Source organism: Winkia sp. C0117E2, from assembly GCF_056590455.1.
On sequence record NZ_JBWPWD010000005.1, the window covers coordinates 91,145 to 117,917 of the forward strand.

A 26,773-nucleotide genomic window follows, 5' to 3' on the forward strand; every position below is an offset into this window, starting at 1 on the left:
TCGGAGTTATTGCGCCCAAAACTTAGGCTTTCGGTCCGCTTAGAAGACTAAACACTTTCGGCTGCCTTTACACCTTTCCCAGGTAGAGCCACTTTTCTTTGCCTGCCTGGTGCCGACACAAAGTGGGCGCAGGCGAACCCGTGCGCGCCAATTCCATTACCCGCAGGCGCGGAAAATGTGGAACGCTTAGAGCATGAGAACTGCTTCCGCCCGTCGTCGCTTCGGCCTACTCGCGCTATTACTGTGCCTTTGTGCCGTTGTTCTGAGTGGGTGCGAAGCGGATACTTCACTGCATATCTATCCGGATCAGACATACACGATGCACTCCACGCTGGCAGTGCCTGTCGAGGCCGGTAGTCAGCTGACGTGCACTTCGCTAAAGAACCTGCTGCTGCAAGCGGGCGGACAAGGGCAGACGCGCGTGGAAGACAAATCCACCAAACAAGAGATCAACTGCGTCATCGACTTCACCAAGCCGCAGCCGATCGCTAACTCTGGTTCGCCTTTCGTAACCATCAAGCACTACAGCGGCCGCTACCGCGTGTCCTTGCCGGGGGACCCTTCTTACTCCAGCATTGTCGAGGGCGCGCAATTCAAGTTCTCGATCACCTTCCCCGGGCCGGTCACCGACATTTCCGGTTCCTACGGGGCCAAGGCAGACGGCAACACCGTGACCTGGACTAACCCGCGCGTACTTAATACCGGTTTCGCTGTTGAAGGGCGCGACAATGCCGGCTTTTCGCTGTCGCAGGTAGTCATCTGGGCCCTAACCGCGCTTGTGTTACTTTCCGCTCTAGGCACTTCAAGAGCACTTGGCAGGCCCGATTCCTTTAAGAATATTCAGCAGCGGTGGCGCGCATTTTGGATTCCTACCAGACCTAAGATCATCGCCGCCCTCGACAAAGCGAAGGAACTATTGCGCCAAAGTGGCACTAAAGGCAGGCAGGGCGCAACAAAGGTCGGCCGTTCCATGGGGAGAGGCGTGAAGAGGGCGGGCTCTACGACCGCTAAGGCAACTAGAAAAGCCTTCACTTCTACCAGTAAGTTCGCGAAGAAGACGGCGGAGCGCGCTAGCTCGGCAATGAAGAACAAGAAAAAGTAGCCGCAAAGGAAAACTAAGAGGAGATCCCTTTTTAGGCTTTACAACCTCCGCACCCAAAGGGCTACACTGGAATGGTCGACGCGCGTCGAGAAGGCGTACGACACCCCGTCCCGATTAACAAAGGAGTTACGCGGAGATGAAGACAAAAGCGCTCTCACTTGGCGCTTTGGCCGCTTGCGCTGCACTAGCACTTACAGCGTGCGGCGGCAATACGGTAAGTGAAGAAGACATCAAATCAGGAAAGATCGAAGGCCGAGGCCCCATCACATACGTGCAGGGCAAAGACAACTCCGGCAAACTAGCACCGATGCTCGAGGACTGGAATAAGGCCCACCCCAAAGAGCGCGTGACCATGATTGAACTATCCTCCGAAGCGGACCAGCAACGCAATTCGATGGTGCAAAACGCGCAGACCAAGTCCGATTCGTTCTGTGTACTATCTCTAGACAACGTGTGGATGGCGGAATTTGCTGCCTACCGATGGATTCTGCCGCTACCCGAAAACCAATTCCCTAAGGAAAAGATCCTTCCTCCGGTGTGGCAGACCGGCATGTACCGCGGTCAGCTCTTCGCTATGCCGCACGGCTCCGATGGCGGCATCTTGTTCTACCGCAAAGACCTTCTGCAAAAGGCGGGCATTACCAAAGCCCCCAAGACCTGGGATGACATGAAGAAAGGCTGCAATGCAGTCCGGGCTCTTCCGGGCCACAAAGACATTGGCTGCTACGCCGGCCAATTCGCCAAATACGAAGGCCTAACCGTAAATGCGGACGAAGCCATTCACGCCTTCGGCGGCCAGACGGTTGACAAGGACGGCAAAGTCAAGGTCAACTCCCCCGAAGCGAAGAAGGGGCTAAAAGTTATCGCCGACGGTTTCAAGAGCGGCTTCATCCCCAAAGAATCACTAACTTACAAGGAAGAAGAAGGCCGCAACGCCTTTGAATCAGAGCGCGTCCTGTACTACCGCAACTGGCCGTACCAATACGCCCTCAGCAAGGAAAAACTGGGCGACAAGATGGGCGTTGCCCCCATGCCTGGCTTTACCGCAGACAAGCCCGAGGGCGGCACCTCCTCTCTAGGCGGGCACAACGCGGCTATCTCTTCCTACTGCAAGAACAGGGCCACTGCCCTGGACTTCATCAAGTGGTACACCTCGGAGCCCATCCAGAAGCGGCTCCTAACCGAAACCACTTTGGCTCCTATCTACACCTCGCTCTACGACGACCCGAGCCTGATCAAACAATTCCCCTACCTGCCGTCACTGAAGAAATCCATCGAGAGCGCAGTGCCCCGCCCGCAGGTTTACAACTACGGGGATGTTTCCACCACCATTCAGGACGCCGTATTCCCGGTGCTGAAAGGTGAAACCGAAACGGGTCCGGCCCTGGACGGGTTGGCAAAGAAGCTAACCAAAATGACCTCGGGGAAGTAAAGGAAACTGCCATGGCAAAATCTAAATCACTGGCATTGACCGATTCGGGGAAGGCGCAGGCGAAACTAGCCGGATGGCTGGTTTCCCCCACCATCATCGTCATTGCCATCGTCATCTTGTTCCCCACCATTTCCGCCCTCTACCAATCCCTGTGGGGCTTTCGCGGCATTGACCCATCCACGGGCTTCGTCCGCGACAGCGAACCGTTCGTCGGCTTGGAAAACTATGTCAACATCTTCCGCGGCGACACCGGCTCCCGCTTCTGGAACGCTTTCTGGAACACCACTTTCTTCGCCACTGTCACGGTAGCGATCGAAACCGTGTTGGGTGTGGCAATGGCCTTGATCATGCACAAGGCCATGAAGGGACGCGGCCTAGTGCGAGCCGCAATCTTGGTCCCCTGGGCCATTCCTACCGCTGTTTCCGCAGTGCTGTGGAAGTGGATCTTTGACGCGCACGGCGCCGCAAACGCCCTGTTCAACACGCAAATCCTGTGGGCAACTTCGGACTGGCCGGCAAAGTTTGCGATCATCATCGCTGACACCTGGAAGACAGCACCCTTCATCGGGCTGCTAACACTTGCGGGTCTTCAGGTCATCCCCGACGACGTCTACGAGGCCGCCAAGATTGACGGTGCGAGTGCCTGGCGCAGGTTCATGACCATTACGCTGCCGCTAGTGAAACCCGCCCTCGTAGTAGCGGTACTGTTCCGCATGCTCGACGCGCTGCGCATGTTCGACCTTCCCTACATTCTGATCGGTCCGCGCAAAGCTTCGGTAGAAACCCTGTCGATGCTGGTGCAAGACGACGCCTCAAACCTGCGCTACGGCAGTGCAGCGGCCTACGCAGTTGTGCTGTTCATCTACGTATTCATGATCGCCTTCGCCTTCGTCAAGGTACTGGGCGCAGAGCTGGTAGACGAACCAAACTCCGGTTCCAAACTGCGACTATCGCAATTCTTCAAGAGGTCGAAAAAGTCAATCACATCAACCAGGCCAGCCGAAATTAGCGCGGCCCAAAAGGGTAGCAGCGTTACCAGAGTTGCCAACGCTTCTGGGAAGGAGCAGACCCGATGAAGGACTCAAAGCTAAAAGTGGGACTGTCCAACACGTCCTCGTGGATAGGGATCGCCACCATAGTCATCTTCTGTCTGGCGCCCTTCTACTGGATGATCGTCTCGTCGCTTCGCCCCACTAAAGACATCTTCGACACGACCCTGTGGCCGAAGACGCTAAGCATGGAAAACTACACGCAGGTGTTCGACCCGTCGCGCCAATTCGGCAGGTCGCTGCTGAACTCGGTGCTAGTGGCAGGTCTAACCACCGTGCTAGCCCTAATCATCGCGACCGTCACCGCATACGCCCTGGCGCGACTGGAATTTCCTGGAAAATCAATCATCTTGACAATTGTGATCGCCACCTCGATGTTCCCACTAGTGGCAATCGTTGTGCCGCTGCTAAAACTGTTCACCGCATGGGGATGGATCAACACCTACCAGGCTATGATCCTGCCCGACCTATCCTTCGCTTTGCCTCTGGCAGTGTGGAATCTGACCAGCTTCTTCAAGCAGATGCCACGCGAACTAGAGCAGGCCGCAATGGTAGACGGGTGCACCCCCGGGCAGGCATTCCGCAGAGTCATCCTGCCCATTGCCGCCCCAGGCGTGTTCACCACCGCGATCATCGTATTCATCAACACCTGGAATGAATTCCTGATCGCCGTTACGATGATCAACAAGCCCGAGATGCAAACAGCCCCCGTGGCTATCTCTAAATTTGGCGGGGTCAGCGGTTTTGAGACCCCGTTCGGATCACAGATGGCGGCAGGCGTGATAGTCACTATCCCGCTAGTGATCCTTGTACTGCTATTCCAACGCCGAATCGTAGCCGGCCTAGCCGCCGGTGGCGTCAAACAATAGAACCTAGGAGGGGGAATCTTGACCGATACCACTATGCGCCCGGACATGGATCAGTGGTGGCGCAGCGCAGTAATCTACCAGGTCTACCCACGATCCTTCGCGGACTCGGGGGCAGACGGCCTGGGGGATCTGCCTGGCATCATTTCGAAGCTAGACTACCTGGCCAAACTGGGGGTAGATGCGATCTGGGTATCGCCGTTTTACCCCTCGCCGCAGGCAGATGCTGGCTACGACGTTGCGGACTACTTCGACATCAACCCGGACTATGGCACCCTGGCCGACTACGACAAGTTGGTCTCTCGCGCCCACGCCCTGGGCATAAAGGTGATCATCGACGTGGTGCCGAACCATTCGTCCTCGGACCATAAGTGGTTCAAGGAGGCACTAGCTGCCGGGCCGAACTCGCCCGAACGCGACCGCTACATCTTCCGTTACAGCGAAGACGGGGCTCCCAACAACTGGGGTTCCATGTTTGGCGGACCCGCCTGGTCCAAGGTGGACCTGCGCACCGGCAAGGAAGAGGACCGCGGCTGGTGGTACCTGCACCTGTTCGATCCGGAACAGCCGGACTTCAACTGGAAGAACCCGCAGGTACACGAACTATTTAGGAACTACCTCCGGTTCTGGTGCGAAAAGGGTACCGACGGTTTCCGCGTCGACGTGGCCCACGGCCTCGTAAAGGCCGAAGGACTGCCCGACGACACGATCGGACCGGATCGCTGGAATCCGGAAAAAACTAGCGGCAAGAACGTGGAACCCTACTACGACCAGGACGGGGTCCACGAGATCTACCGCGAGTGGCGCAAGGTATTGGACGAATTCGGCCGCGACCGCATGCTGGTGGCCGAAGCGTGGGTGGACCCACTGTCGCGTACCGCTAAGTACGTGCGCGAAGACGAAATGAGCCAGGCATTCAACTTCGCCTACCTGAAGGCTCCGTGGCAGGCGGCAGAACTGCGGCAGGTCATCGACACCACCCGCACCGAATTTGGCAAGGTCGGCGCGCCCGTCACCTGGGTACTGTCCAACCATGACGTAGTCCGGCACGCGACCAGGCTGGGCTACGAGGCGGGCTACGACACCGAGTCGGGCATCAGCGCCTCGGATCCGCAGCCGGATCGCGAACTAGGCCTCCGCCGCGCGCTCGCGGCCACCACGTTCATGATGGGCCTGCCCGGCGGCGCCTACATCTACCAGGGTGAAGAACTGGGTCTTCCCGAGCACACCACCCTGGATGACGATGCCCGCCAGGATCCCACCTGGTTCCGTACCGGCAAGCGCGTTCCCGGCCGCGACGGCTGCCGCATCCCGCTGCCGTGGGTTCACGACGCCAAGAACTACGGTTTCGGCACCGGCACCCCGTGGTTGCCGCAGCCGGAATTGTGGGCAGAGTTGGCAGCCGACCTGCAGGAGCAGGATTCGGCCTCGCCGCTGGCGCACTACCGTCACCTCCTGTCCCAGCGCAGGGCATTTTCCATGGGCACGGGCGACCTGCAGTGGGTCGACTCGCCTAAGGACGTGCTGGCCTTTACCAACGGGCAGGTACTAGTGGCACTGAACCTGGGAGAGGACGCCGCCCTTGACATCGAGGGCGAAGCAGTGGTGGCCACCAAGGGCGCCACTGTCGAAGACGGCAAGGTACACCTGGAGCGCGACAGCGCCATCTGGGTACACCTGAAGTAGCGGAAAAGAGGGCGACACCAATGGTCACCAGGCAGGACGTGGCTCGCGCGGCCGGGGTGTCGCCCTCTACCGTTTCCTACGTACTTTCCGGACGCCGCCCCACCTCGGCGGCCACCCGCGAGCGCGTCCTAGCCACCATCGAGGCGTTAGGGTATGTCCCCAATGCCACTGCCAGTGCGCTGGCGTCGCGGTCTGTGCGCACGATCGGCCTGCACACAATTCCGGCAGTGTATGGGGTGGATTCCATTGCCACCGAATACATGGCGGGAATGCACTCGGAGGTGCAGAAGGTTGGCGCCTCACTGGTACTGCCGTTCCTAACCGGCTCGGACAGTGAAGCCTTTAGGCGATTCCTGCGCTCGCGCGTGGTAGACACAATGATTCTGATGGACGTGTCCACGGATGACTGGCGCGAACAGGTCATGTTGGAAGAGCATTTCCCGGGCGTAATGCTGGGGCTGACGGGACGCCGCGGAGGGTTGCCCTACGTCGAATCTGACTTCGCGGCGGTGGGAAGAATGGCCGTAGCCAAAGGGGCAAAATACGGCCACCGCAACGCCTTGCTACTCACGCGCGACGTGGCCACGGACGGTTCGGTGCCCCGCACCGGCCGCACCATTGCTACTTCCGCCATTGCTGCCTGCCGGGCAAGCGGGATCAGCGTGCGCGAAATGTGCGTCCCCACTCACCCGAGCTACGCCCTGGACGTGGCCGACTGCTTATGCCAGCCGGATGCGCCCACGCTGCTACTTGCCGAAAACGGGGAGTTAGCAGCCGTTGCGGTAACCGTCCTAAAGGATCGCGGCCTTGCCCTAGGGGTTGATTATTCGGTAATCGCTCTGGGCGGCGAGGCCCGATTCCACCCCTATATTCCCCCCATGTTTACCGAGGTGTCCGGGCCTCGAAAGGAAATGGGGGCGCACACTATTCGCCTCGCACTGGCCCCGCACAAGGCGGTGCGCTCAAAAATGTACCCACCTCTTTTGATAGATCGAGGAACCCTCACCAAGGCCAAGAGCGGCCCAGGAGCATAATGCAACAAGTAACAGCACAAACACGACAAGCAAGGGCGGCAGTAACCGCCCTCTTCTTTACCAATGGAGCGCTGATGGCGGGCATGGTACCCCGCTACCCGGCCATAAAAGACGTTTTCGAGCTGAGCGGTTCCACCTACGGGCTCACGGTCGCCCTATTTCCCCTGGGCGGCATGTGCGGGGGAGCCATTACTGCCTGGGCAATTCGCAAATGGGGCTCGGCGCGGGTTGCTGCCTCCGGAACCGCCATTTTAGGGGTCCTGTTCGCTCTAGCCGGGTTCTTAGTGTCATTTAGCGAGGCCGGGTGGCTAGGCATCGGCATAGGGTATGCGGCCTTCGCTGCCAGCTTCTTCGCCTGCGGCTTCTGCGATGCCAACGTGGATGTGGGCCAGAACGCGCACGGGTTACGAGTACAAAAACGGTACGGCCGCTCAATCATCAATTCCTTCCATGCCGCCTGGTCCGGTGGTGTTGTTGCAGGCGGGCTACTGGCATCCGTGGCCATTGCCGTGGGGCTGCCAATCGGGTGGCACATGCTGCTAGCCGGTGGCCTATTCGCGCTGCTAGGACAGGTGGCGCTCAGGTACACCCTTCCCGGACCGGAGGGGCAAAATGCGGAAGAGGAAGCGAACGCAGCGGCAGTGCATACCATCCGCATATCCCCCATCCTGGCCTTGGCCGCACTGATTTTCCTATCAATCGCAGGCGCCCTGGTAGAGGACAACGCCCAGGCCTGGGCCACCCTATACATGCGCGATTTCCTTGGCATTTCCGCCGCGTTGGCAGGGAGCGCATACGTGGCCGCGTTCGCCGCCCAGCTAATTGGCCGCATGGTTGGCGACCGCATGATCGACAACTGGGGGCCGCGCACCGTGATCGGCCTCGGCGGGCTACTAATCACCGTAGGCATGTTCGCGTCCATGCTTTTCCCCTCTGCCTTCACCACGGTTACCGGACTGGCACTGGCAGGTTTCGGATCGGCAACCATAGTGCCGATCGCAATGAACGCGGCAGACGACATTCCCGGCCTGCGTCCAGGTACCGGACTTGCCGTATTAGCTTGGCTAATGCGCGTCGCCTTCCTTGCCTCTCCCCCACTAATCGGCAAAATCGTCGACATCTTCGGCGTCCGAGTAAGCCTGTGGGCCCTTCCCTTCGCCGGATTGGCAGTAATTGCGTCCTCGTTTGTATTAGCTGCCCAAACCAAACAAAGGATATGATCACCTGCGACCCGGCAGTTCGCCGAGCCGCAAGGACTGCAGCGCTGTCGCTCGGGATGCGACGAGCGCTCGCCGCATTTGAAAGTCACTCACTGCGCTCTTGCTCACCAAAATAGAGTGAGGACTAATGATCACCACTAATCCCGCCCAACGCAACTACAAAGTTGCCGCCCTCGTAGGCATCATTGGCGGTTTCTTCTCGGCAATCGTGAAATTCGGCTGGGAGGTTCCCTTCCCTCCGCGCACTCCAGAACGCAATGCGACTAACCCGCCCCAATCCACCCTGGAAATGTTGGGTATGTCCCCCGAAGCGTCGCATACTTCCGTCACTTACAACGGCAATGCGTTGCCCATCTACTCGTTCCTGATTCACTTCTCGTTCGCGATCTTCTTCGCGGTGCTCTACTGCCTGCTAGCAGAAGTGAACACGAAGGTCACCCTGTGGCAGGGCGCAGCCTTCGGCATTGTGGTCTACGTGCTGTTCCACGTTCTACTAATGCCCGCCCTCGGTATTGTTCCCGCGCCTTGGAATCAGCCTTTTGCAGAGCACTTCTCGGAATTCTTCGGACACATTGTCTGGCTGTGGTCCATAGAGATTGTCCGTCGCGATCTGCGCAACCGGATCACCGGAGAACCTGATCCGAGGCCGGAAGTGCGCGCTGCATGACTTTCCGCTCGCCGCTAGCACCCACCCACACGTGTCGGTGCTAGCGGCGATATTAGCCCACAGCCACAGCGTTTTATCCACTATGCTTTCCAGTGTGAGTGCAAATGAAAGCCCCGAGGAACTACAAGCCCAACTAGCCGCCGCCCGCGCAGAAGCCGCAGAGGCAAAAGCCGAAGCAGCTCGCCTCAAAGCTGAGGCCGCCGAAGCCCGCGCAGCCGCCGCCCAAGCAAGCACTTCTCCGGCACCCAAGGAAGATTCGGATCAGTCCCAGACGCCAGCGCCTGAACAGCCCGAATCGGATCAGCCTGAGGCGCCAGCGGAAGCCACCCAAGAATCTTCGGAGCTGGCACAGACCATCAAGGCCGGCTACTCGTTTACGGATGACCTACAGACCATTACTCTGGGCACTCTTCTTGAGGGCGACACCCCCACCCCCGGCGTAACCGCCAAACTGCCGCTTTCGATCATGAACCGTCACCTGCTTGTTGCGGGCGCTACGGGCACGGGCAAGACACGCACGTTGCAGCTGCTGGCCGAAGGGCTCTCTAGCGCCGGCTGCCCCGCCGTATTGGTAGATGTGAAGGGCGATCTTACCGGCCTGGCCGAGGCGGGGCAGGCCTCAGACAAGCTAACGCAGCGCACCAGCGCCAACGGACAAGAGTGGAAGGGCGACGCTTTCCCCGTCCAACTACTTACCCCTTCCGGCGCAGAAGCTCCCGTTCCGGGCGCCTTGGTGCGAACTCGTGTCACCGACTTTGGGCCACTCCTGTTGGCCCGCGCATTGCAGCTGAACACGACGCAGGAGCAAGCCTTACAGCTCATCTTCAGTTGGGCCGACTCCAACGGGTTAGACCTGGTAGACCTGGGCGACCTCCGCTCGGTCATCACGTTCCTAACCTCTAAAGAGGGCAAGGCCGAACTGGCCACCATCGGCGGGGTTGGTCCCGCTACGGCAGGGGTCATCCTGCGCACGCTCAGCGCGTTGGAATCGCAAGGTGGCGACAAGTTCTTTGGCGAGCCCAGCTTTGACACGGCCGACCTGCTGGCCAAGCAGGGCGAACGGGGCGTCATTTCTTTGCTTGAGGTCGGCGACATGTCCACCCGGCCCGCGCTCATCTCCGCCCTCATCATGTGGCTGCTAGCGCAACTATTCCAAACTTTGCCCGAAGTGGGCGACGTCGACAAACCCCACCTGACCTTTGTTTTCGATGAGGCTCACCTGCTATTTACCGACGCCACCAAAGAATTCGTGCGCCAGGTGGTGCACACGGTGCGGCTGATCCGGTCGAAAGGCGTCTCGGTCGTCTTCGTCACCCAGTCTCCCAACGATATTCCAGCGGACGTGCTAGCACAGCTCGGCTCCCGCATCCAGCATGGGCTGAGGGCGGCCACCCCACAAGACCAGAAGGCGCTCAAGCAGACCGTAAAGACTTTCCCAGAAACCAGCCTGGACCTGGCAGAAGTGCTGACCAATCTGGGTACCGGCGAGGCCGTCGTGACCGTCCTCGACCCGAAGGGCAGGCCCACCCCGGTAGCCCCATTTTCGGTATGGGCGCCCGCCTCGGTGATGGGGCAGGCCAGCCCAGAAAAGGTGAAGGAACTAGCGGCCTCTGCACTGGCACAAAAGTACGCGACCGCAATGGACCCGCATTCGGCCACCGAAGAGCTAGCCGAGCGCGCCCAGAAGGCACAGGCGGAAACCGAAGCTAAAGCCCAAAAGGAGGCCGCTGACAAGGAGGCCGAAAAAGCTGCCAAGCAGGCCCAAAAAGATGCTGAACGGGCTCAAAAGGAAGCAGAAAAAGCCCGAGCCAAACGCAGCAAAGACATGGAATCGGTGCTGACGAACGTGCTGCGCTCGGCTGGACGCACTTTGGGCCGCGAAATCACCAGGTCGATTTTCGGCACCCGCAGGCGCAAGTAGTTAGTGTTCCTGGCTGCGCGCTGCCAGCCCAATAATCCAAAAACCGCACGCCACCAGTGAGGCAAAACCGGTGAATTGGGCCCAGCGGCGGGCCAGCCCGCCCACTTTACAGGCAAAGCTACCCGGATCAGCCAACACGTCAGTTATTACGTAGCCGGCTAGAGCGACAACAGTGACCGCTAAAAGGGTCAGTGCGATGCGGCGAAGTAATTGCAATTGGGGCCTCCGCGCATAAGACTAGCGCACTCTTTGCCGCATGGAATAGCCAAAAACATTATATTTTCCTAATGTTTAGGCCCTGAACGGGAACTATAACAATTCAATTTTGTTTTTTCGCCTGTACACTTGCCATATAACTGGCTAACAGAAGAGGTAGGCGTGCAACAAAACCTGGATAAGTGGCTCATCCGACTGGGGATGGTAATCCTGATCGGATGGATCTTAACAGACATGTTCGGCACCTACGTGTCATCGCACATGACCGCCTACTCCGACCCCCTCGACTACTTCGTACAGGGCCTATGGAACTGCGCGATCATGTTTTTCACTTCCTACAACGGCATCGCCATCTTGATGGCCGGCCTCATCATCCGCGAAGTGAGGGCCTCCCGAGCAGACTTTCGGGCCCGCCCCGGAACAGATGTCCAAAGCGAGCCCGAAGGAAGTAGCACACAGCAGTAACTACTGAGGCTTACTTATGCCCGTCGAGGGCGTATTAGCCACTATCTTTTCCGCCCTTTCGTATGGCGTGGACATGTAGTGCAATGCCACTACGGATCCGATTAGTCCACCCCACACGATAAGGATGGTTACCAACATCAGGATGATTGCTGCTCCGGTCACTGCTGGGCCTCCTTAATCCAGTCGACGTCACTCAGGTCGTGTTCGCCCTCGAGCGATTCTTCGTCCCGCCACTTCACCAGCGGGAACACGACGGCAAATACTGCGCACAGTGCCACGCACCCCCAGCCGAAGGCGGCCACGTACCAGGTGGGGTATTCCCCGTAGCCTTCGAGCAGGTAGTCCTTTATGGACAGCATCAGCATGATGCCTAGGAAGAGCGGGATGAACAGGCTGACCATCCAGGTCCACCAGCGTCCCACGTGCACGGTAGACAGCACGTTCAGGTGGTCGCGCAGTGGCTTCAGCTTGGGCCAGACCCACGACACAGCAACGGCCATGAGGATGGTTGCGAAGACGACGCCGACCGAGTTGATGAACGCGTCCACAGTGTCCACGGCGCCCATGCCCGAGGTGGTGCCGTACAGCAACAGCGAGATCACGCCGGCTACGGAGCCAAGCATGATTGCCGCGCGCTTTACGGGCCAGCCGAACTTGTCGGCAAAAGCGCCAGAGACAACCTGTACCAGCGACAGCAGCGAGGTTACGCCCGCCAACGTCAAAGAAACGAAGAACAGGATGCCGAAGAAGGCGCCGCCGGGCATCATTGAAATGATCTTCGGGAAGGTGATGAACGCCAGGGAAATGCCGGACAGGCCTTCCAGGTCAGACACCTGCATGCCCTGCTGGTAAGCCATGAAACCGAGGGCGGAGAACACGCCGATTCCGGCCAGGATTTCGAACGAGGAGTTCGCGAATCCCGCTACAAGGGCGGTGCCCGTCAGGTTCGATTTGCGGCGCAGGTAGGAGGCGTAGGTCAGCATGATGCCGAAGCCCGCCGACATGGAGAAGAAGATTTGTGCGAACGCGGCCATCCACACCTTCGGCTTGGCGATCGCAGACCAGTCGGGAGTGAAGAAGGAGTTTAGCCCTTCCATGGCTCCGGGCAGCAGCAACGAGCGCACTACCAGGGCGGCGAAGACCACTACCAGCAGCGGAATGAAGATCTTGTTTGCGCGCTCGACGCCCTTTTGCACGCCGAGGGCGATGATGCCTACCACTGCCACCCACATGAGTGCCAGCGGGATCATTACGCCCCAGACCGGGGAGCCGATGACGGCGGTCTGGCTGGAGGTTTCCAGGAACTTCGTGAAGAAGAACTTCTGCGGATCGTCGCCCCACGCGTTGGTGACGGCGAAGAAGATGTAGCGGAAGGACCAGGCCAGGATTACGGCGTAGTAGGTCATGATGACGAAGCAAACACCCACGTGCCACCAGCCGATGAATTCGGCCTTTTTGTTGATGCGGCGGAATGCTAGCGGCGGGGTGCCGTGGAAGCGGTGGCCGATCGCGTAGTCAAGTAGCAAGATAGGTAGGCCGATGGCTAGTAGTGCGCACAGGTAGGGAACGATGAACGCTCCGCCGCCGTTTTCGTATGCTACTCCTGGGAATCGCCAAATGTTGCCGAGGCCGATTGCGGACCCGACTGCAGCTAGGATGAAACCCAGTTGCCCGGACCATGCGCCGCGGGCATTAGATTTTGACTTAGTTTCAGCCACGTCTACCTTCTTTTCGAGTTAGATTGGGTGAACTCAGCCTAAGACCAGCGTCCATTTCCTGAACAGCTTGTCCGCATTTTGATCATTTTGCGGCGTTGTCTCTGGTTGCAGGGTTTCGCCCTCGTAATACGCGGGTGCAGAAAATCGAGGGCGACCCCGCCTCCCAGGGGCGTCTTCTAGCGGTTTCGCAGCACCTCCCGCAGCGCCCCTACCAGCGAGGATGGCCCCGCGAGCGCCTCTAACGCCAAGTCGTCACCCATATTAGCGGCCCGTCCCAGATCGGACTTGAGCGGGTAGGAAATTTCGGCCTGGTCGATTAATTCGAACACGCGGCCCTGCCAGTCCAATTCAGTAAGAGGTAGCTCAAGGCGCCTATCTAGGCTTCCCAGGTCCACTTCACCCAGCTCTAGCAGCGATTCGGCATCGCCCGCAGCATCGGCTCCAAGAAGTTGCAGCCGCACCCGCTTGGGGAGGCGGTCGCCCTCGCCTTGTAAGTGAAGACAGAAGTTATTACCTTCCCACTTCCAGGTGGCCCGCAACTTCGCTTGGGCCGGCTCCGGCGAGGGCGAATCCTGACTTCCCGGCGCATCTTCCACGTAGGTGGAGCAGTAGGTTCCCTGGCCGGTGCGCGGCACCGCAAATGCCAGGGTGAGTTCGGTGGGCGCCTGAGACTGATCGACGGGGACGCCGCCCTCAAACAGGTGCTCGGAAAGGGGAATTATTGCGCCGGCATGCACCAGGGCGGGCACGTGCTCCAGCGTGCGCCAGAAATTGCGTCGCCCTCCCCCGCTGTAGTGGGTGCCCAGGAAGAAGTCGACCCATTCGCCCTCGGGAAGGTAGGTGTTGGCCTTGGCAAGGTGGGTGTGCCTGTCTGCGGGCTCGGTGATGGGGGCGATCAGCATGTCGGCTCCGAAGAGGAACGCACCCGAGCTGTGGTAGGCGTCCATTATTTCGGGCTCTTCGTAGTAGAGGGGGCGCGCCAGCGGCACTCCATGCAGGTGGGCCTGCCAGGCGGCCGTGTACAGGTAGGGGATCAACCGGTGGCGCAGGCGCAGGTAGTCCCCTTGGATGCGTTCGCCGACCTGGCCGTAGCGCCACGGCTCCTTTGAATTGAACGGGTCGTTGGTGGAATGCAGCCGCAATATGGGGCTGAAAACCCCTAGCTGTACCCACCGAGTCTCTAGTTCGTTGTCTTTGACCCCGAACATGTGCCCACCAATGTCGTGCGACCAGAAGAAATAGCCAATGTTGGCGGCGGTGGCGGTGAAGTAGGGCTGGAATGCCAGCGAGTCCCAGCTGACCGCCGTGTCCCCCGAAAATCCCACCGGGTAACGGTGCGAGCCCGGCCCCGCATAACGCGAAAACGCTAGAGGGCGACGCGGCTTCCCATCAGCTCGCGTTCGGGCATTGTCCGTGAATGTCAGATGGTTCAGCATCCACAGCGGGTCAAGCCCGGCAATCGAAGTGTGTTTGCCCTGCTGCCAGTCCATCCACCAAAAGTCGACTCCCTGCTCCTCTAAGGGGTGCAGCAACAGGTCCAGGTACGCGCGCAGGTAGTCTTTGGAGGCGCCGTCAAAGGGGATAGGGGCACCGCCTGAAACGCCGAGGGCGGCCGCGAATGCCGGGTAGGCGTCCTCGTGAGCGCGCACGCCATCCGCCGGGTGTTCGTTGAGGCTGACGCGCAGGTTGCGCTCGTGCAGGGCCCGCATGAACCCGGCCGGGTCGGGGAATAGTTCTTTATTGAAGGTGTAACCGGTCCACCCGTTGCCGTATTTGGGCTCGAGCTCGGTCAGGTGCCAGTCCATGTCTAGTACGGCCACGGAGAAGGGGAGTTTTTCGGCGGCGAAGCGGTCCATGAGGGCCAAATATTCCGCATCCGTGTAGCGGTGGTAGCGCGACCACCAGTTGCCCAGCGCCCACCTGGGGATGAGCGGGGTTTTGCCCGACAGGGCGAAGAAGGCGTTCAGCGCATCCTGGTAGGCGTGCCCGTAGCCGAAGTAGTACAGGTCGGCTGCGCCCTCTTCGCGGGCGGTGGGCCAGCCCTGCACTATCGGGGTATCACTGTCGTCAATCACCGCGTACCCGCGTGGGGATATGAGGCCGGGCTCTATTTCTACGGGCCCGTCGGCCTCGTCCAAGGTGCGGGCTGTACCGCCCAGGTTTGCCAGGAAGTCACCTTGAGTAGTCGGCTGCGCGTCCCCGTAGTGCCACACCGTGTTCCAGCCCGTCCCCGTGTGCCCCAGCAGTGAAATAGAAAGGGACGAGGGCGTAAACGGGCCGCCGCTGTAGCGCAGGTGGAACGCTTCGGTAAGGATTTCGATGCCCTCGCCGGAACGGATTACGCGGAATTCGGGGACTGGGAAATCCCGGTTGATAGCCATGAAAGAAGGCTGGTCAGCGAAGACTCCCGAGGGCGAGTACTCCATGCGGACCAGGCGCGAGGTTAGGACCGTGAAACGGTAGGTGTCCCCTTCGACTACGGCGTCGGGGCGGGCAGGAGCTGGCGGGAATAGATTCATGGGCCAATGCTTTCGCATTACGTGCCGAAACGCCAGCGGCCCGCCCGGAAAATTAGTTGTTACTTATACGCTGAGCTGGGCTAGCTACAGTGACAGGCCGGCCGCGGAAAGCCAGCGCACCAAAGGCGCAAATTGTACAGAGCGCGAAGGATCCGAAGCTCCACAGCAGGAAAACCATCCCGCGTTGCAGGTGGTGCACCGCTTCTGCCCCTGCCGCGTCTGTGACCCCTACCAGGTAAACGTTGTTGGCGGCACCGCAGAAAGTCCCAATTGCGATCAACAACAATATGACTGACAGAATGATTCCTACTTTGTTTAGTAAATGTTGTGACATTGTTCTCCTCTAAATTTACCGCCTACACAAAGTCGAGCGCACTGCTTCCCCTTTTTAATTTTTCCCGGTTTTATGGAAGAAGATACTGTACGCCTGGGAGTGCAAGTATATTGAGTTTTTCCCGTCCAAGTTTTATATATGGTACTGCCGTTCCTATTTTTTATCTAGACGTTACACATTAATGTATTGTTAAGTAATTCTTAAATACGCTAACTTATTAAAGAATATGAGCAACTAATTAGTATCCATTAATTATATGCATGCGACTCAGCCCCATACCGTTCCTAGCCGTTACATACGCACCGGTGGGTAGTGCCAATACCACTAGGAAATGCGGCGATCAACCATTATTCGAGCAGTTGCCACGTTAGTCTCAACAACACAACCATTTTCCAGCTGGCCAGTAAATGCGTTTACTGATCGCTCGAATAATGTCGACACCGACCTGGATATTCGCCTACGTTCCAACTGACGTAACCGCTAGACAAGGCGCCCAGGTAGTGGAAGAAACCGCTGCGGTCTGACACCTGCCTGTGGTGTGCTGTAAACGATCGTTTACAGGACCGGAAAGCGTGTGGGCGAACGCTGAGGAGGCTGCAATGGGCGAGTCAGAGTACATCAGCCCGATGATCTATGACGTTACGACAGAGATCGCGAACTTTATTGGCGGGGCTTACATCCACTGGAGAAGGAACGCTGCCACTAAGCGCGAGGCTGATTATTGGGATAAAAAATCGATAGATCTTATGAATGAGGTCATGTCGGTTGATCCTTATGATGACAAGGCTGTACAAGCCAAGGCTGATGAGCTAGCAAAGATTTGGAACTCTCTTCCAAGACAGGCCCCAAAGATAGACTCACTATAAGTACTGAACTTGAGGACGTGCACTCCGGGCGGGCGCGTCCCTCTTCGCTCGAAGAGGCAATAGCGGGGTGCGACAAGCAGCAGACGAGCTTTGGTAAAACTACGCTACGAAATCTTTGAAGACGGCAAAACATGCATGCAGGGGATAGACTTGTGACCACGGCCTAACGCGTTTACAAAGTCGAAACACCTGCGGCAAAAGCGCTCCCACCAGCACTTCCAACAAAGGTGACTTTGCACTCAAAATGCGGGCGGTTGGAACAAAAACACCTCTAGTTTGATTGCATCTTTATATGGACAGCTCTACATCGGCACAGCCACTCGTGCGAATCCGGGACGTGCGCAAAAGCTTCGGAAACTTCGAAGCTCTGCGCGGGGTCGACCTCGACATTTACCCCGGCGAAGTCGTAGCGCTAATAGGCGCCTCCGGCTCCGGCAAATCCACGCTGTGCAGGTGTATCAACAGGCTGGAAACTATCAGCTCCGGCAGCGTCGAAATAGACGGCAAACCATTACCCCAAGAAGGCAAAGACCTAGCTGCCCTACGCGCCGAAATTGGCATGGTATTCCAATCCTTCAACCTGTTCGAACACAAAACCGCGCTGGACAACATCACGCTGGCACCCATCAAAGTGCGCCACGAAAAACCAGCCGAAGCCCGCAAACGCGCTCACCAGCTATTGCAGCGCGTAGGGCTCGCCGACAAGGCAGACTCATTCCCTGCACAACTTTCAGGAGGGCAGCAGCAGCGAGTTGCAATAGCGCGCTGCTTAGCTATGTCCCCAAAAATGATGTTGTTCGACGAACCAACATCCGCCCTCGACCCAGAAATGATCAACGAGGTCCTGGACGTAATCGACGAACTAGCAAAAGGCGGCATGACCATGCTAATCGTCACCCACGAAATGGGATTCGCCCGCCAAGTAGCCGACAGGGTCGCATTCATCGACAACGGAAACATCGTCGAACAGGCCCCGCCCGAAGAATTCTTCACAACCCCAAAAACAGAACGCGCCAAGGCGTTCCTGTCCAAAATACTGAACCACTGATACCGCACGCCGGTACCAGGGAACTGCAAGGAGTAAACATGAAACTTCGCAAACTAGGTGCCATTGCGGCTACCGCCGCAATTAGCGTTTCAGCACTGGCAGCATGCTCAGGCCCCGACAAAGGCCACGCCCCCAACGCCAGCTCTGGCTCCGACAAGACCTCAAGCAAATCAGCATCCGGCCAGCGCGTAACCGTAGCTGACTTCGACAAGCTCATAGCCTCCGGCCCCGTCGCCTCCGACGCCGAAATCGAAAAGAGCCCCTGGGCCAAAGCCATCAAGCAGAAGGGCAAACTCGACTACGGTGGCGTAGGCACCTCCCCCATCTTCGCTCTTACAGACGTCACTACCAACCGGGTAACCGGTTTCGACGCCGGCATTGCCGACCTACTAGCCCACTACATCTTGGGCGGCAGCGAGGCCGACGTGGCAAAGCATTCCTCAATGACCGTGATGACACCCGACACCCGCGAACCGCGCCTAATTGACGGGTCTGTGGACACCGTGGTGGCAACCTACTCGGTAACCCCCGAGCGCCTCGAAAAGGTCAACTTCGCCGGCCCCTACTACTCCTCCGGGGTTTCGGTGTTGGTAAAGAACAGCAACAACGACATCAAATCCATTGACGACCTAAAGGGCAAAAAGATCGCTATCCAGTCCGGATCCACCGCCCTCAAACTCGTTGAATCCAAGATCCCCGACGCCAAGCAGACACTCTTCGACAACAACGAAGCCTGCGTGACCGCAGTCAAGCAGGGCCAGGTGGACGCCTACGTACAAGACGAGGCCATGCTGCTGTCGGCCGTAGCCAAGGCCGATGGCAACATCAAGGTCGTCGGCAAGCCGCTGACCAAGGATCCGTACGGCATCGGCCTGCCCAAAAACAAACAAGACGCTGTTGAGTTCGTAAACGGCTTCCTCAAGAAGATCGAACAGGACGGCACCTGGCAGAAGCTCTGGGACGCAACAGTCGGCCCCTTCAACACCGCCGACGCCCCCAAGCCGCCCACCATTGGCGACTTCGGCGAGGCCGCAAAGAAGAAGTAACAGTTGCACCTGATCGTCGACAATTTTGGCCTGCTGCTAGCCGGGCTCGGCCGCACTTTGGTGTTGGCCGTGCTCGGCTACGCGGGCGCGCTAGTGCTGGGCACCATCATTGCCATCTTTAGGGTTTCCCCTGTGCCCGTGCTACGCGGTTTTGGCACCGTGTACGTGGAATTTTTCCGAAACATTCCACTGCTTACCCTGCTAATTTTGACCGCCTTCGGGCTGCCCGACGCAGGCTTGCAGATCGGCTTCTTCGGTTCTGCCCTGGCCGCAATCGTCATGTCCTCGGCCGCCTTCGTGTGTGAAACCATCCGCTCAGGCATCAACACGGTTTCAGTTGGCCAATCCGAGGCCGCCCGCGCCCTGGGTCTGAACATGTTCCAGCAGCTGCGCCACATTATTTTGCCGCAGGCCTTCACGTCGATGATCCAGCCCCTAGTAAACGTCTTCATTGGGGCGCTTATCGGCACCTCACTTGCAGCTGCCGTAGGCGTACCAGAACTGACCAACATCACCCAGCAGTTGAACATCAAATACGCCGAGGCCGTACTACTATTCCTAGTTTCCGGCATCTGCTACCTAGTAATCGCACTTGGGGCCGGCGCTCTGGGCGGTTATCTGCAACGCCGTGTCGACGCCCGCCACCGCATAGACACGGCCAACGAGGGCGCCGCCGCAGTAGACCGCTTTGAAGTTGAACAGGCGGGACTATGAGCGCCAAAACCCAAAATCCTACCCGCGTCCTCTTTGACGCTCCCGGCCCTCGCGGGCGCCGCCGCATCTGGATCATCTCGGCCGTTTCGATCGTTCTAATAGTTGCGGCAGCAGCAGGCGGCCTCTACCAGCTCTGGTGGAACTACCAGCTCCTGCCCGAAAAATGGTTGCCTTTCACCCGCCCCGAAACCCTCAAATTCTTTGCCCAAGGCGTAGGCGGAACCCTGCTGGCAACTGCCGTTGCCGCCCTCTTCATGTTTCCCATCGCGCTAGCGTTAGCGCTAGGGCGCGAAGCAAAAAATAAAATCCTCTCGAAAGTGTGCGGAGCGTGGGTGGAAGTCTTCCGCTCGCTGCCACTGCTGCTAGTGATCTACGCGTTCATGCTGGCACTGCCGCGCTACGGGATCCGCTTTTCCACCTTCTGGCTGCTAGTGATCCCCATGATCATCTCTTGTTCAGCCACCACTGCCGAAGTGTTCCGGGCAGGAATCCGGGCCGTGCCTGCAGGCCAACGCGAGGCCGCGCTGTCGCTAGGCCTACTGCCCCGGCAGGTAAGCGCCCTCGTTATAATCCCGCAAGCCCTACGGCTAGTTGCCCCCAACCTGCTTACCCAACTAGTGTCCCTGTTAAAGGACTCAACCCTGGGTTACGTCGTCTCGTATTTTGACTTGATGCACCAGGGGCAATTGTTCTCAGCGCAAGCCAACAGCTACATACAAACGTATTTCTTAATTGCCTTAATTTATATCGCGATTAACATTGTCTTAACGCGCGTCGCCGACCGGTGGCGCGAGCGCCGAAAGTAACAACTATCGTGGAAGGACGAAACATGTGCCGCATGCTGGTATAGGTCGGTCCGCGGGCAAAGTCCCCGGCTGACATACTGGGCAATGGTTTGGCTGAACTCGTCGATCTTTCCCACGAAGACTGCCACGGCTGGGGCCAAGCCACCATGGACAGTGCGCCTGGAAAGTTCGCGGTTCGACGCTGCCTGGAGCCGGCATTCATGTGTAACGAATTCGCCCGCGTTAGCCGAATGCCCGGCAAAAACGTGATGCTGCACCTGCGGCAAGCTTCCACCGGAATGGGCCAAGGTTTCGAATCCAGCCATCCCTTTATTGCCGATGGCATGGCATTTTGCCACAACGGGGTATTTAAGCACCCCGACCGTCTACGCAAGTGGCTGGCCTCGGTTGGAGGTCCACTTCCCAAAGGGATTTGCGACTCCGAAGCCTACTTCTGCGCCATCCGCTACTTCGCCCAGAAGATGGATCTACCCCAGGCAATCGCGGCGGCTGCTAACAAGGCCATCGAAGTCTCCGACGATCGCTGGCTGGCACTAAACACCATGGTCCTGACCGACCAGGGCGTGTACGTGTACAACCTTTACAAGGAAGGCACCGCGATCCTGCGGGACTTGCCTGACCGGTACCGGATCCAGGTGCGCGGTGGCGAGGCCGGGCACGGGTTTGTTGCGGGCTCGCAAGACTTCTCTTTGGGACGCCCCGGCGAGCAGCGGTGGATGCGCAACGGGCAGATGCTATTCGCTAGGGCCGGCAACGGCTACGCCATAGACGTCACCCCCACATTAGGGGAAGCCTCGACGGCACCCCACGCCCGCACTGCGGCTAACCAGCAGGTGCGCGCAGGTGTCGGGGCGTAGGCTCCGACGCGTAGAGCCGGCAGCTAAGTCGGACTGACAACGAAAAAGGGGCTTCGCCCTCGCCATGATGGCCTTGGCCAACACGCGCTTGCGAGGGCGGGCCCCCTTTTCGCGCCGAAAGCACATTCTCCGGTCAAAAGCACACCCAATGGCACGCATTTCAATGTGCTTTGAACCATCTGATGTGCTTTGGACGGGACGACGCGCCCTCGCGCCAATGCAGCCGCTTGTTCAGGGTGGCACAGGCATACCATCAGGGACGAACTAGGGGGACAACCAGGGAAAACCCCAATACCTTTTGCCTATCAGGGTTGAAACAATTTTCTTGAGGGCGAAACTCCCTTCGTCCTCCTTAGGAAAGATTGGATCCCCCAATGCATGGCGGCAATTACGTCCTGCGCGCCCAAAATCTATCGGTCAAGTACGGTAGCTACGAGGCGCTGCATCTTGATTCCCTGAAAATCGCTGACACGGCTGGCGTCGTCGGCCTCTTCGGCCCTAACGGCGCTGGCAAAACCACCTTGTTGCGCACCATTGTCGGCGACATTGAAAAGCATGGTGGCACTCTAGAGGGGCCTGGTCGAGCCAAGATTGCCTACCTGCCCGACTCCCCATTCTTGTATGGGTGGTTGAAGGTAAAGCAGTGCGAGCAACTGTTTGCCTCACGGCACCCGGATTTTCGCGCCGACATATTCGACGCATTCCTGGACGGCTCCAAAGTGAAGCCAGATCTAAAAGTCGGCGAACTATCTAAAGGCATGAACGAGCGGTTACACCTGGCACTGATCATGTCGCGTTCACCGCAACTCTACGTCCTAGACGAGCCTCTAGGAGGCGTGGACCCCATTGGCCGCGACCAGCTGTTGCAGCTAATCCAACAGCTAAAAGCACCCAACACTCCGGTGCTTTTTAGCACCCACCTAATCAACAATGTGCAGCACATTTTTAACGAAGTGGTGCTGATTGACTCGGGCCGCCTGGTTGCGCACAGGGGCATCCACTTCCTGCGCGAATTTGGCGAGGGCGACCTGGAGGCTGCCTACAAGAAGCTGGTGCAACAATGACAGATACGAAACTCCTAGCCATCAAACATGGGCGCATCCTAGTGCCACTGATCGCCCTCAAATACTTACTGACTATTGCGGTGCCAGCCATCGACAACATCGCCGTAGCCATGGCATACGAGATTGGCTGCCTAATCTTGGTGGTGGCATTAGCGGTGTACGCCATCCATTCGGTGCTGCGACTGACCGGCATTTGCGACGACCGGTTGGCATTACTGTCGCCCGCTAGTCGGATCACACTGGCGGCAAAGAACATGGCGATCCTTGCCGGCTACCTGATTGTCAGCTACCTGGCCAGCTACATTCCGACTTTCCGCGAGAGCAAACCGGATATGGCGCACTATCTGCTGCCCATTCCGGGCTACTGCATTTCGGTGTTCACGGGGCTGTCACTGATGCTCTTCATCAGCTACCTGCTGAAACCGATCCGCAAGCGCTTCGCCTTGGTAGTGTCCGCGTGGATTAGCTACGCGGCGGTCACGGGCGCGGGTTTGGCCGGGATAGTGCTATCCCTGAGCGGTATGTACGACCATCCGAACTGGCTCGTGGGGGCAGCCCCCGACTCGAAGGGGTTCAACTTTTACTCGGGAATAATTCCCACCTGCATCGTGGGAGTCAATCCCTCGGTCAAGGTCATACTTGCGGTCATGGGCGCAAACCTGGCAGCTGGGATCATCTTCTTCGCGGGCGCCTACCTGTTGCAGCGGAGACGGAACAATTACTTGCAGGTCAAGTAGCGGCTACGCCCTCTCCCAGGTGCTGAAAGGCTTCTTGGAGAGGGCGGCGTTCGTGTACGCGAAGTCCTCGCTGACCTCTTCACCCACCCAGGCGGGCAGGTTAGTGCGGGTTATGTCGCTGACGCGATTCTGGCCCGGTTCGTCCTCAATTTCGAGGACGGAAAGGCCCGCGTTTGCGCCCTCGAATACGTCTACCGTCCAGGCCGCCCCCGGGACGGATAGGTCATAGCGCGTCTTCTCTACTACCCCACTGCACATACGCAGCAGGTCGGCGGCGTCGGTGGCAGGGATCTGGTATTCGAACTCGGGGCGGGCAAACCCCGTCTGCTTTCCCTTGATAGTCAGGTAAGCGCGCTCGCCAAACAGGCGCACCCGCACCACTTTTTGCGGTTCAGCAAGCAGATACCCCTGCTTGATCGGAGCGGACGAGACGACTAAATCCTTCCACTCGGCGCCAGTCACCAAAAACTTACGTTCAACCTCAACACCCATAGAAATAAGCCTAACCGCAAGTGGCTTTCCACCCGGCCCGCATCGCCCGCTAAGATGCTTACATGAGTCAACATGATGGACGGCCAGCAGGATCCAAGCGTCGAGTAGCCAAGAAGGGCCCAACCAAGGGTTCCGGCGGAAAGAATAGGCGCGCCCTCGCAGGAAAGGGCCCCACCCCGAAAGCGGAAAACCGCCCCTACCACGCCGCGTACAAACGCAAGCAATACCGTGAAGTGCGCGAAAAGGCTGCCCAGGCTCAGGCAGCGGCCAAGGCTCGCAAGGCAGTAATCAAGGTGCCCGAAGGCCACGAACTAGTATTCGGCCGCAACTCCGTAGCCGAGGCCGTAGCCGCAGGCATCACGATCACCCGCATGTTCATCGCGGGCGGCGCCGCCAAGGACGACCGCATGGGCCAGGCGTTCCGCGTGGCTACCGCAGCGGGCGCGCCCATCCTGCAGGTAGACCGCGAAGACCTGGACTACGCCACCGACGGAGGCGTCCACCAGGGCGTAGCCATCGAAGTTCCCGAACACAAGTACAGCAAACTATCCGACCTGTTCGACAAGGCGGATGAGGCGGACGCTCCCGGGCTGATCGTCGCCCTCGACCACGTGACCGACCCGCACAATCTTGGGGCCGTACTGCGTTCCGGCGGCGCCTTCGGGGCCAACGGCGTGCTCATCCCCACCCGCAACTCGGCTTCGGTAAACGCCACCGTGTGGAAAGTATCCGCGGGCGCCCTCGGCCGCATTCCTGTAGCGCGCGAGGCAAACCTGGTGCACGCCCTCAAGGAATGTAAGAAGCACGGCTACTTCATTGTGGGCCTGGACGCGGGCGGAAGCGAAACTACGCGCAACCTGACCGTCGCAGACGAACCCATAGTGCTGGTAACCGGCGCCGAAGGATCCGGCCTGTCGCGGCTGGTACGCGAAACCTGCGACGTGATCGCCTCCATCCCGATTAGCGCGGCCGTCGAATCGCTGAACGCGGCGGTAGCCACCGGGATCGCCATCTACGACATTGCGCAGGCTCGCAGCCAAGCAAAGTAACCGCACCGAGGGCGAAAGTAGGGGCGCCCAGGCACGTTCCGTGGGCACAAAGTCGACTCAAAGGTAAAACTAGCCTAAACTCTTGTAGGTAGAACCACCTGTTCTACGCGGGAGGGCTACGGCCACCCGACAGTCGATCCAAATAGGACAAATACGCGATGTCTGCGATTATTGTGGTGGGCGCCCAGTGGGGCGACGAAGGTAAAGGTAAAGTAACTGACCTTATCGGTCAAGACGTTGACTACGTCGTCAAGTTCAACGGCGGCAACAACGCTGGCCACACCGTTGTAGTAGACGGCAAGAAGTATGCTCTGCACCTGCTGCCGGCTGGCATTATCAACCCGAAGGCCACCCCGGTGATTGGCAACGGCGTGGTGATTGACCTGGACGTGCTGTTCCAGGAAATCGACCAGATGGATGCGGAAGGCATCGACACTTCGCGCCTGCGCATCTCCTCGAATGCACACATCATCCCCTCTTACAACAAGATCATGGACAATCTGTCCGAACGCAGCCTGGGCGACCGCCTGATCGGCACCACCGGGCGCGGCATCGGACCGACCTACGCGGACAAGATGAACCGCATCGGCATCCGCATCCAGGATCTGTTCGACGAATCGATCCTGCGCCAGAAGGTAAAGAGCGCGCTGGAGCAGAAGAACTTCACTATGGAGAAGGAATTCGGCCTGGAACCGGTGGACGTGGACCAGGTGGCCGATTCGCTGCTGCAGTACGCAGATCGGATCAAGCCGATGGTCTTCGACTGCTCGCTGGAAGTAAACAAGGCGCTTGACGAGGGCAAGAACGTCCTCTTCGAGGCCGGGCAGGCCACCATGCTCGACATTGACCACGGCACCTACCCGTTCGTTACTTCGTCCTCGCCTACTGCGGGCGGGGCTTGCACCGGGTCGGGCGTGGGACCCACCCGCATCGACCGCGTAGTGGGCATTGCGAAGGCTTACGTAACCCGCGTGGGCGAAGGCCCCTTCCCCACCGAGCTACTAGATCAGACCGGCGAAGACCTGCGCCAGGCCGGCGGCGAATTTGGGGTCACCACCGGGCGGCCACGTCGCTGCGGCTGGTACGACGCCGTGGTAGCCCGCTACGCATCCCGCGTCAACGGCCTCACCGACATCGTGCTAACCAAGCTGGACGTGCTAACCGGCTACAAGCAGATTCCCGTGTGCGTGGCCTACGACGTAGACGGCAAACGCGTCGACGAAATGCCGGCCGATCAAACTAGCTTCCACCACGCCAAGCCCATCTACGAAGAACTACCCGGCTGGGACGAAGACATTACCGGCTGCCGCCGCTTCGAAGAACTGCCTGTAAACGCGCAGGCTTACGTGCGCCGGCTCGAAGAACTATCCGGCTGCCGCATTTCAGTAGTGGGCGTGGGCGCTGGCCGCGAAGCCAGCATCGAACGAACCACACTACTGTAGAGCGCCCCCTACCTACAGTCAGCACCCGACCGAATTGCCCGCGCAGGCGGCACGGTCGGGTGCTTGCTTTTACCGCAGCGGCAAGCTGCTTCGACTAAGAGGCGGGCGCTTTACGCCATCGGATCTGCCGTAGCGGCGCTTCTTTCAGCCTTCTTTTTCATGATTGTCATTGGAAAGTCTGCCGCCTTTTCCTTCTTCGGGAACCCAATATTCATTTTTGGAACCCTGAACGCATTCGTACAGCTAGTTGTTCTAGCAAAACAGGCCAAGCCTAAAGGCGACTAATGGCCCGGCCAGCACTGGCGGCACCCGCCCTAGTAGCGATTCGGTTTACGACAATAAAGGGTTACTAGTCATTTAAAATTAAGAAAAATCCTCCCGTAAAACGTGCGTGGTGTGAGAAACTGTTTACGTCTCTAAGAG

At 58.7% G+C, this 26,773-nt stretch carries 26 protein-coding genes; 20 read left to right on the forward strand and 6 right to left on the reverse strand.

The annotated features are described in order from the left end of the window. Window positions 1-193 precede the first annotated feature (193 nt). From AC1EKG_RS07735 to AC1EKG_RS07775, 9 genes are all read left to right on the forward strand, one after another. A complete protein-coding gene (locus AC1EKG_RS07735; protein ID WP_141740496.1) occupies window positions 194-1,102 on the forward strand; it encodes an LppM family (lipo)protein in 909 nt (302 codons plus the stop codon). 136 nt (window positions 1,103-1,238) lie between these two features. Continuing rightward, window positions 1,239-2,534 (forward strand): ABC transporter substrate-binding protein, encoded by a 1,296-nt coding sequence (locus AC1EKG_RS07740; RefSeq protein WP_070424936.1) that lies wholly within the window; start codon window positions 1,239-1,241, stop codon window positions 2,532-2,534. An 11-nt stretch (window positions 2,535-2,545) separates the two neighbouring features. Beyond that, window positions 2,546-3,610, forward strand: a complete 1,065-nt coding sequence (locus AC1EKG_RS07745) for a carbohydrate ABC transporter permease (RefSeq protein WP_070424935.1) — start codon at window positions 2,546-2,548, stop codon at window positions 3,608-3,610. Then, window positions 3,607-4,452 (forward strand): carbohydrate ABC transporter permease, encoded by an 846-nt coding sequence (locus AC1EKG_RS07750; protein ID WP_070424934.1) that lies wholly within the window; start codon window positions 3,607-3,609, stop codon window positions 4,450-4,452. Before AC1EKG_RS07745 ends, AC1EKG_RS07750 begins: the two co-directional genes overlap by 4 nt. An 18-nt stretch (window positions 4,453-4,470) precedes the next feature. Further along, window positions 4,471-6,135 (forward strand): glycoside hydrolase family 13 protein, encoded by a 1,665-nt coding sequence (locus AC1EKG_RS07755; protein WP_481067803.1) that lies wholly within the window; start codon window positions 4,471-4,473, stop codon window positions 6,133-6,135. 20 nt (window positions 6,136-6,155) lie between these two features. Then, a complete protein-coding gene (locus tag AC1EKG_RS07760) occupies window positions 6,156-7,169 on the forward strand; it encodes a LacI family DNA-binding transcriptional regulator (protein WP_004808023.1) in 1,014 nt (337 codons plus the stop codon). Beyond that, window positions 7,169-8,389, forward strand: coding sequence for an MFS transporter (locus AC1EKG_RS07765; RefSeq protein ID WP_065420904.1), 1,221 nt, complete (start codon window positions 7,169-7,171; stop codon window positions 8,387-8,389). The genes AC1EKG_RS07760 and AC1EKG_RS07765 overlap by 1 nt, the downstream gene beginning before the upstream one ends. Before the next feature lie 127 nt (window positions 8,390-8,516). Beyond that, window positions 8,517-9,056 (forward strand): YagU family protein, encoded by a 540-nt coding sequence (locus tag AC1EKG_RS07770; RefSeq protein ID WP_101485831.1) that lies wholly within the window; start codon window positions 8,517-8,519, stop codon window positions 9,054-9,056. 82 nt (window positions 9,057-9,138) lie between these two features. Then, window positions 9,139-10,977 carry a helicase HerA-like domain-containing protein gene (locus AC1EKG_RS07775; RefSeq protein ID WP_048708145.1) on the forward strand — a complete coding sequence of 613 codons (1,839 nt, stop codon included), beginning with the start codon at window positions 9,139-9,141 and terminating at the stop codon, window positions 10,975-10,977. On the opposite strand, the gene AC1EKG_RS07780 is transcribed toward AC1EKG_RS07775, so the two are convergent. Further along, entirely contained in the window at window positions 10,978-11,193 is a 216-nt protein-coding gene (locus AC1EKG_RS07780) for a hypothetical protein (RefSeq protein ID WP_048708147.1), read from the reverse strand. A 162-nt stretch (window positions 11,194-11,355) separates the two neighbouring features. Between AC1EKG_RS07780 and AC1EKG_RS07785 the strand changes: the two genes are divergently transcribed. After that, window positions 11,356-11,658 (forward strand): hypothetical protein, encoded by a 303-nt coding sequence (locus AC1EKG_RS07785; protein WP_048708150.1) that lies wholly within the window; start codon window positions 11,356-11,358, stop codon window positions 11,656-11,658. Here AC1EKG_RS07785 and AC1EKG_RS07790 read toward each other — a convergent pair whose 3' ends face one another. The 4 genes from AC1EKG_RS07790 to AC1EKG_RS07805 form a co-directional block, all read right to left on the reverse strand. Continuing rightward, window positions 11,659-11,820, reverse strand: a complete 162-nt coding sequence (locus AC1EKG_RS07790; RefSeq protein ID WP_143484509.1) for a methionine/alanine import family NSS transporter small subunit — start codon at window positions 11,818-11,820, stop codon at window positions 11,659-11,661. Further along, window positions 11,817-13,376, reverse strand: coding sequence for a sodium-dependent transporter (locus AC1EKG_RS07795; RefSeq protein ID WP_048708153.1), 1,560 nt, complete (start codon window positions 13,374-13,376; stop codon window positions 11,817-11,819). The genes AC1EKG_RS07790 and AC1EKG_RS07795 overlap by 4 nt, the downstream gene beginning before the upstream one ends. Before the next feature lie 176 nt (window positions 13,377-13,552). Next, the gene (locus AC1EKG_RS07800) at window positions 13,553-15,895 is read right to left on the reverse strand and encodes a glycoside hydrolase family 31 protein (protein WP_239181478.1); all 2,343 of its coding nucleotides are present in this window, start codon (window positions 15,893-15,895) and stop codon (window positions 13,553-13,555) included. A gap of 52 nt (window positions 15,896-15,947) precedes the next feature. After that, window positions 15,948-16,229, reverse strand: coding sequence for a hypothetical protein (locus tag AC1EKG_RS07805; protein ID WP_239181477.1), 282 nt, complete (start codon window positions 16,227-16,229; stop codon window positions 15,948-15,950). A gap of 599 nt (window positions 16,230-16,828) precedes the next feature. Between AC1EKG_RS07805 and AC1EKG_RS07810 the strand changes: the two genes are divergently transcribed. The 8 genes from AC1EKG_RS07810 (at window position 16,829) to AC1EKG_RS07845 (ending at window position 23,367) form a co-directional block, all read left to right on the forward strand. Then, window positions 16,829-17,095: a hypothetical protein gene (locus tag AC1EKG_RS07810; RefSeq protein ID WP_239181476.1), complete on the forward strand. Its 267-nt coding sequence runs from the start codon at window positions 16,829-16,831 to the stop codon at window positions 17,093-17,095. Window positions 17,096-17,387: 292 nt separating this feature from the next. Then, complete coding sequence (locus AC1EKG_RS07815) at window positions 17,388-18,143, forward strand: amino acid ABC transporter ATP-binding protein (RefSeq protein ID WP_239181475.1); 756 nt, start codon at window positions 17,388-17,390, stop codon at window positions 18,141-18,143. Between the two features lie 38 nt (window positions 18,144-18,181). Further along, window positions 18,182-19,189, forward strand: a complete 1,008-nt coding sequence (locus AC1EKG_RS07820; RefSeq protein ID WP_481067804.1) for a glutamate ABC transporter substrate-binding protein — start codon at window positions 18,182-18,184, stop codon at window positions 19,187-19,189. A gap of 3 nt (window positions 19,190-19,192) precedes the next feature. Beyond that, on the forward strand, window positions 19,193-19,903 hold the full coding sequence (locus AC1EKG_RS07825) for an amino acid ABC transporter permease (protein ID WP_239181473.1): 711 nt from the start codon (window positions 19,193-19,195) through the stop codon (window positions 19,901-19,903). Next, entirely contained in the window at window positions 19,900-20,709 is an 810-nt protein-coding gene (locus tag AC1EKG_RS07830; protein ID WP_239181472.1) for an amino acid ABC transporter permease, read from the forward strand. Before AC1EKG_RS07825 ends, AC1EKG_RS07830 begins: the two co-directional genes overlap by 4 nt. Before the next feature lie 89 nt (window positions 20,710-20,798). Further along, complete coding sequence (locus AC1EKG_RS07835) at window positions 20,799-21,566, forward strand: class II glutamine amidotransferase (protein WP_239181471.1); 768 nt, start codon at window positions 20,799-20,801, stop codon at window positions 21,564-21,566. Window positions 21,567-21,940: 374 nt separating this feature from the next. After that, window positions 21,941-22,630, forward strand: coding sequence for an ATP-binding cassette domain-containing protein (locus AC1EKG_RS07840; RefSeq protein WP_481067805.1), 690 nt, complete (start codon window positions 21,941-21,943; stop codon window positions 22,628-22,630). After that, window positions 22,627-23,367, forward strand: a complete 741-nt coding sequence (locus AC1EKG_RS07845) for a hypothetical protein (protein WP_239181469.1) — start codon at window positions 22,627-22,629, stop codon at window positions 23,365-23,367. The genes AC1EKG_RS07840 and AC1EKG_RS07845 overlap by 4 nt, the downstream gene beginning before the upstream one ends. Before the next feature lie 3 nt (window positions 23,368-23,370). Here AC1EKG_RS07845 and AC1EKG_RS07850 read toward each other — a convergent pair whose 3' ends face one another. Beyond that, window positions 23,371-23,859 (reverse strand): CYTH domain-containing protein, encoded by a 489-nt coding sequence (locus AC1EKG_RS07850; RefSeq protein ID WP_239181468.1) that lies wholly within the window; start codon window positions 23,857-23,859, stop codon window positions 23,371-23,373. 62 nt (window positions 23,860-23,921) lie between these two features. Between AC1EKG_RS07850 and rlmB the strand changes: the two genes are divergently transcribed. Both rlmB and AC1EKG_RS07860 read left to right on the forward strand, forming a co-directional pair. After that, the gene (rlmB, locus tag AC1EKG_RS07855) at window positions 23,922-24,908 is read left to right on the forward strand and encodes a 23S rRNA (guanosine(2251)-2'-O)-methyltransferase RlmB (RefSeq protein WP_239181467.1); all 987 of its coding nucleotides are present in this window, start codon (window positions 23,922-23,924) and stop codon (window positions 24,906-24,908) included. Window positions 24,909-25,066: 158 nt separating this feature from the next. Next, window positions 25,067-26,350 carry an adenylosuccinate synthase gene (locus AC1EKG_RS07860; protein ID WP_101485833.1) on the forward strand — a complete coding sequence of 428 codons (1,284 nt, stop codon included), beginning with the start codon at window positions 25,067-25,069 and terminating at the stop codon, window positions 26,348-26,350. Window positions 26,351-26,773: the final 423 nt, after the last annotated feature.

Bases quoted from the DNA above. Each gene is read 5' to 3' on its own strand.
- AC1EKG_RS07810 (WP_239181476.1), top strand. From the start codon at position 16,829: ATGGGCGAGTCAGAGTACATCAGCCCGATGATCTATGACGTTACGACA.
- AC1EKG_RS07745 (WP_070424935.1), top strand. From the start codon at position 2,546: ATGGCAAAATCTAAATCACTGGCATTGACCGATTCGGGGAAGGCGCAG.
- AC1EKG_RS07840 (WP_481067805.1), top strand. From the start codon at position 21,941: ATGCATGGCGGCAATTACGTCCTGCGCGCCCAAAATCTATCGGTCAAG.
- AC1EKG_RS07775 (WP_048708145.1), top strand. From the start codon at position 9,139: ATGCTTTCCAGTGTGAGTGCAAATGAAAGCCCCGAGGAACTACAAGCC.
- AC1EKG_RS07860 (WP_101485833.1), top strand. From the start codon at position 25,067: ATGTCTGCGATTATTGTGGTGGGCGCCCAGTGGGGCGACGAAGGTAAA.
- AC1EKG_RS07850 (WP_239181468.1), bottom strand. From the start codon at position 23,859: ATGGGTGTTGAGGTTGAACGTAAGTTTTTGGTGACTGGCGCCGAGTGG.
- AC1EKG_RS07740 (WP_070424936.1), top strand. From the start codon at position 1,239: ATGAAGACAAAAGCGCTCTCACTTGGCGCTTTGGCCGCTTGCGCTGCA.
- AC1EKG_RS07830 (WP_239181472.1), top strand. From the start codon at position 19,900: ATGAGCGCCAAAACCCAAAATCCTACCCGCGTCCTCTTTGACGCTCCC.
- AC1EKG_RS07735 (WP_141740496.1), top strand. From the start codon at position 194: ATGAGAACTGCTTCCGCCCGTCGTCGCTTCGGCCTACTCGCGCTATTA.
- AC1EKG_RS07800 (WP_239181478.1), bottom strand. From the start codon at position 15,895: ATGAATCTATTCCCGCCAGCTCCTGCCCGCCCCGACGCCGTAGTCGAA.
- AC1EKG_RS07770 (WP_101485831.1), top strand. From the start codon at position 8,517: ATGATCACCACTAATCCCGCCCAACGCAACTACAAAGTTGCCGCCCTC.
- rlmB (WP_239181467.1), top strand. From the start codon at position 23,922: ATGAGTCAACATGATGGACGGCCAGCAGGATCCAAGCGTCGAGTAGCC.
- AC1EKG_RS07820 (WP_481067804.1), top strand. From the start codon at position 18,182: ATGAAACTTCGCAAACTAGGTGCCATTGCGGCTACCGCCGCAATTAGC.
- AC1EKG_RS07750 (WP_070424934.1), top strand. From the start codon at position 3,607: ATGAAGGACTCAAAGCTAAAAGTGGGACTGTCCAACACGTCCTCGTGG.
- AC1EKG_RS07765 (WP_065420904.1), top strand. From the start codon at position 7,169: ATGCAACAAGTAACAGCACAAACACGACAAGCAAGGGCGGCAGTAACC.
- AC1EKG_RS07760 (WP_004808023.1), top strand. From the start codon at position 6,156: ATGGTCACCAGGCAGGACGTGGCTCGCGCGGCCGGGGTGTCGCCCTCT.
- AC1EKG_RS07845 (WP_239181469.1), top strand. From the start codon at position 22,627: ATGACAGATACGAAACTCCTAGCCATCAAACATGGGCGCATCCTAGTG.
- AC1EKG_RS07815 (WP_239181475.1), top strand. From the start codon at position 17,388: ATGGACAGCTCTACATCGGCACAGCCACTCGTGCGAATCCGGGACGTG.
- AC1EKG_RS07805 (WP_239181477.1), bottom strand. From the start codon at position 16,229: ATGTCACAACATTTACTAAACAAAGTAGGAATCATTCTGTCAGTCATA.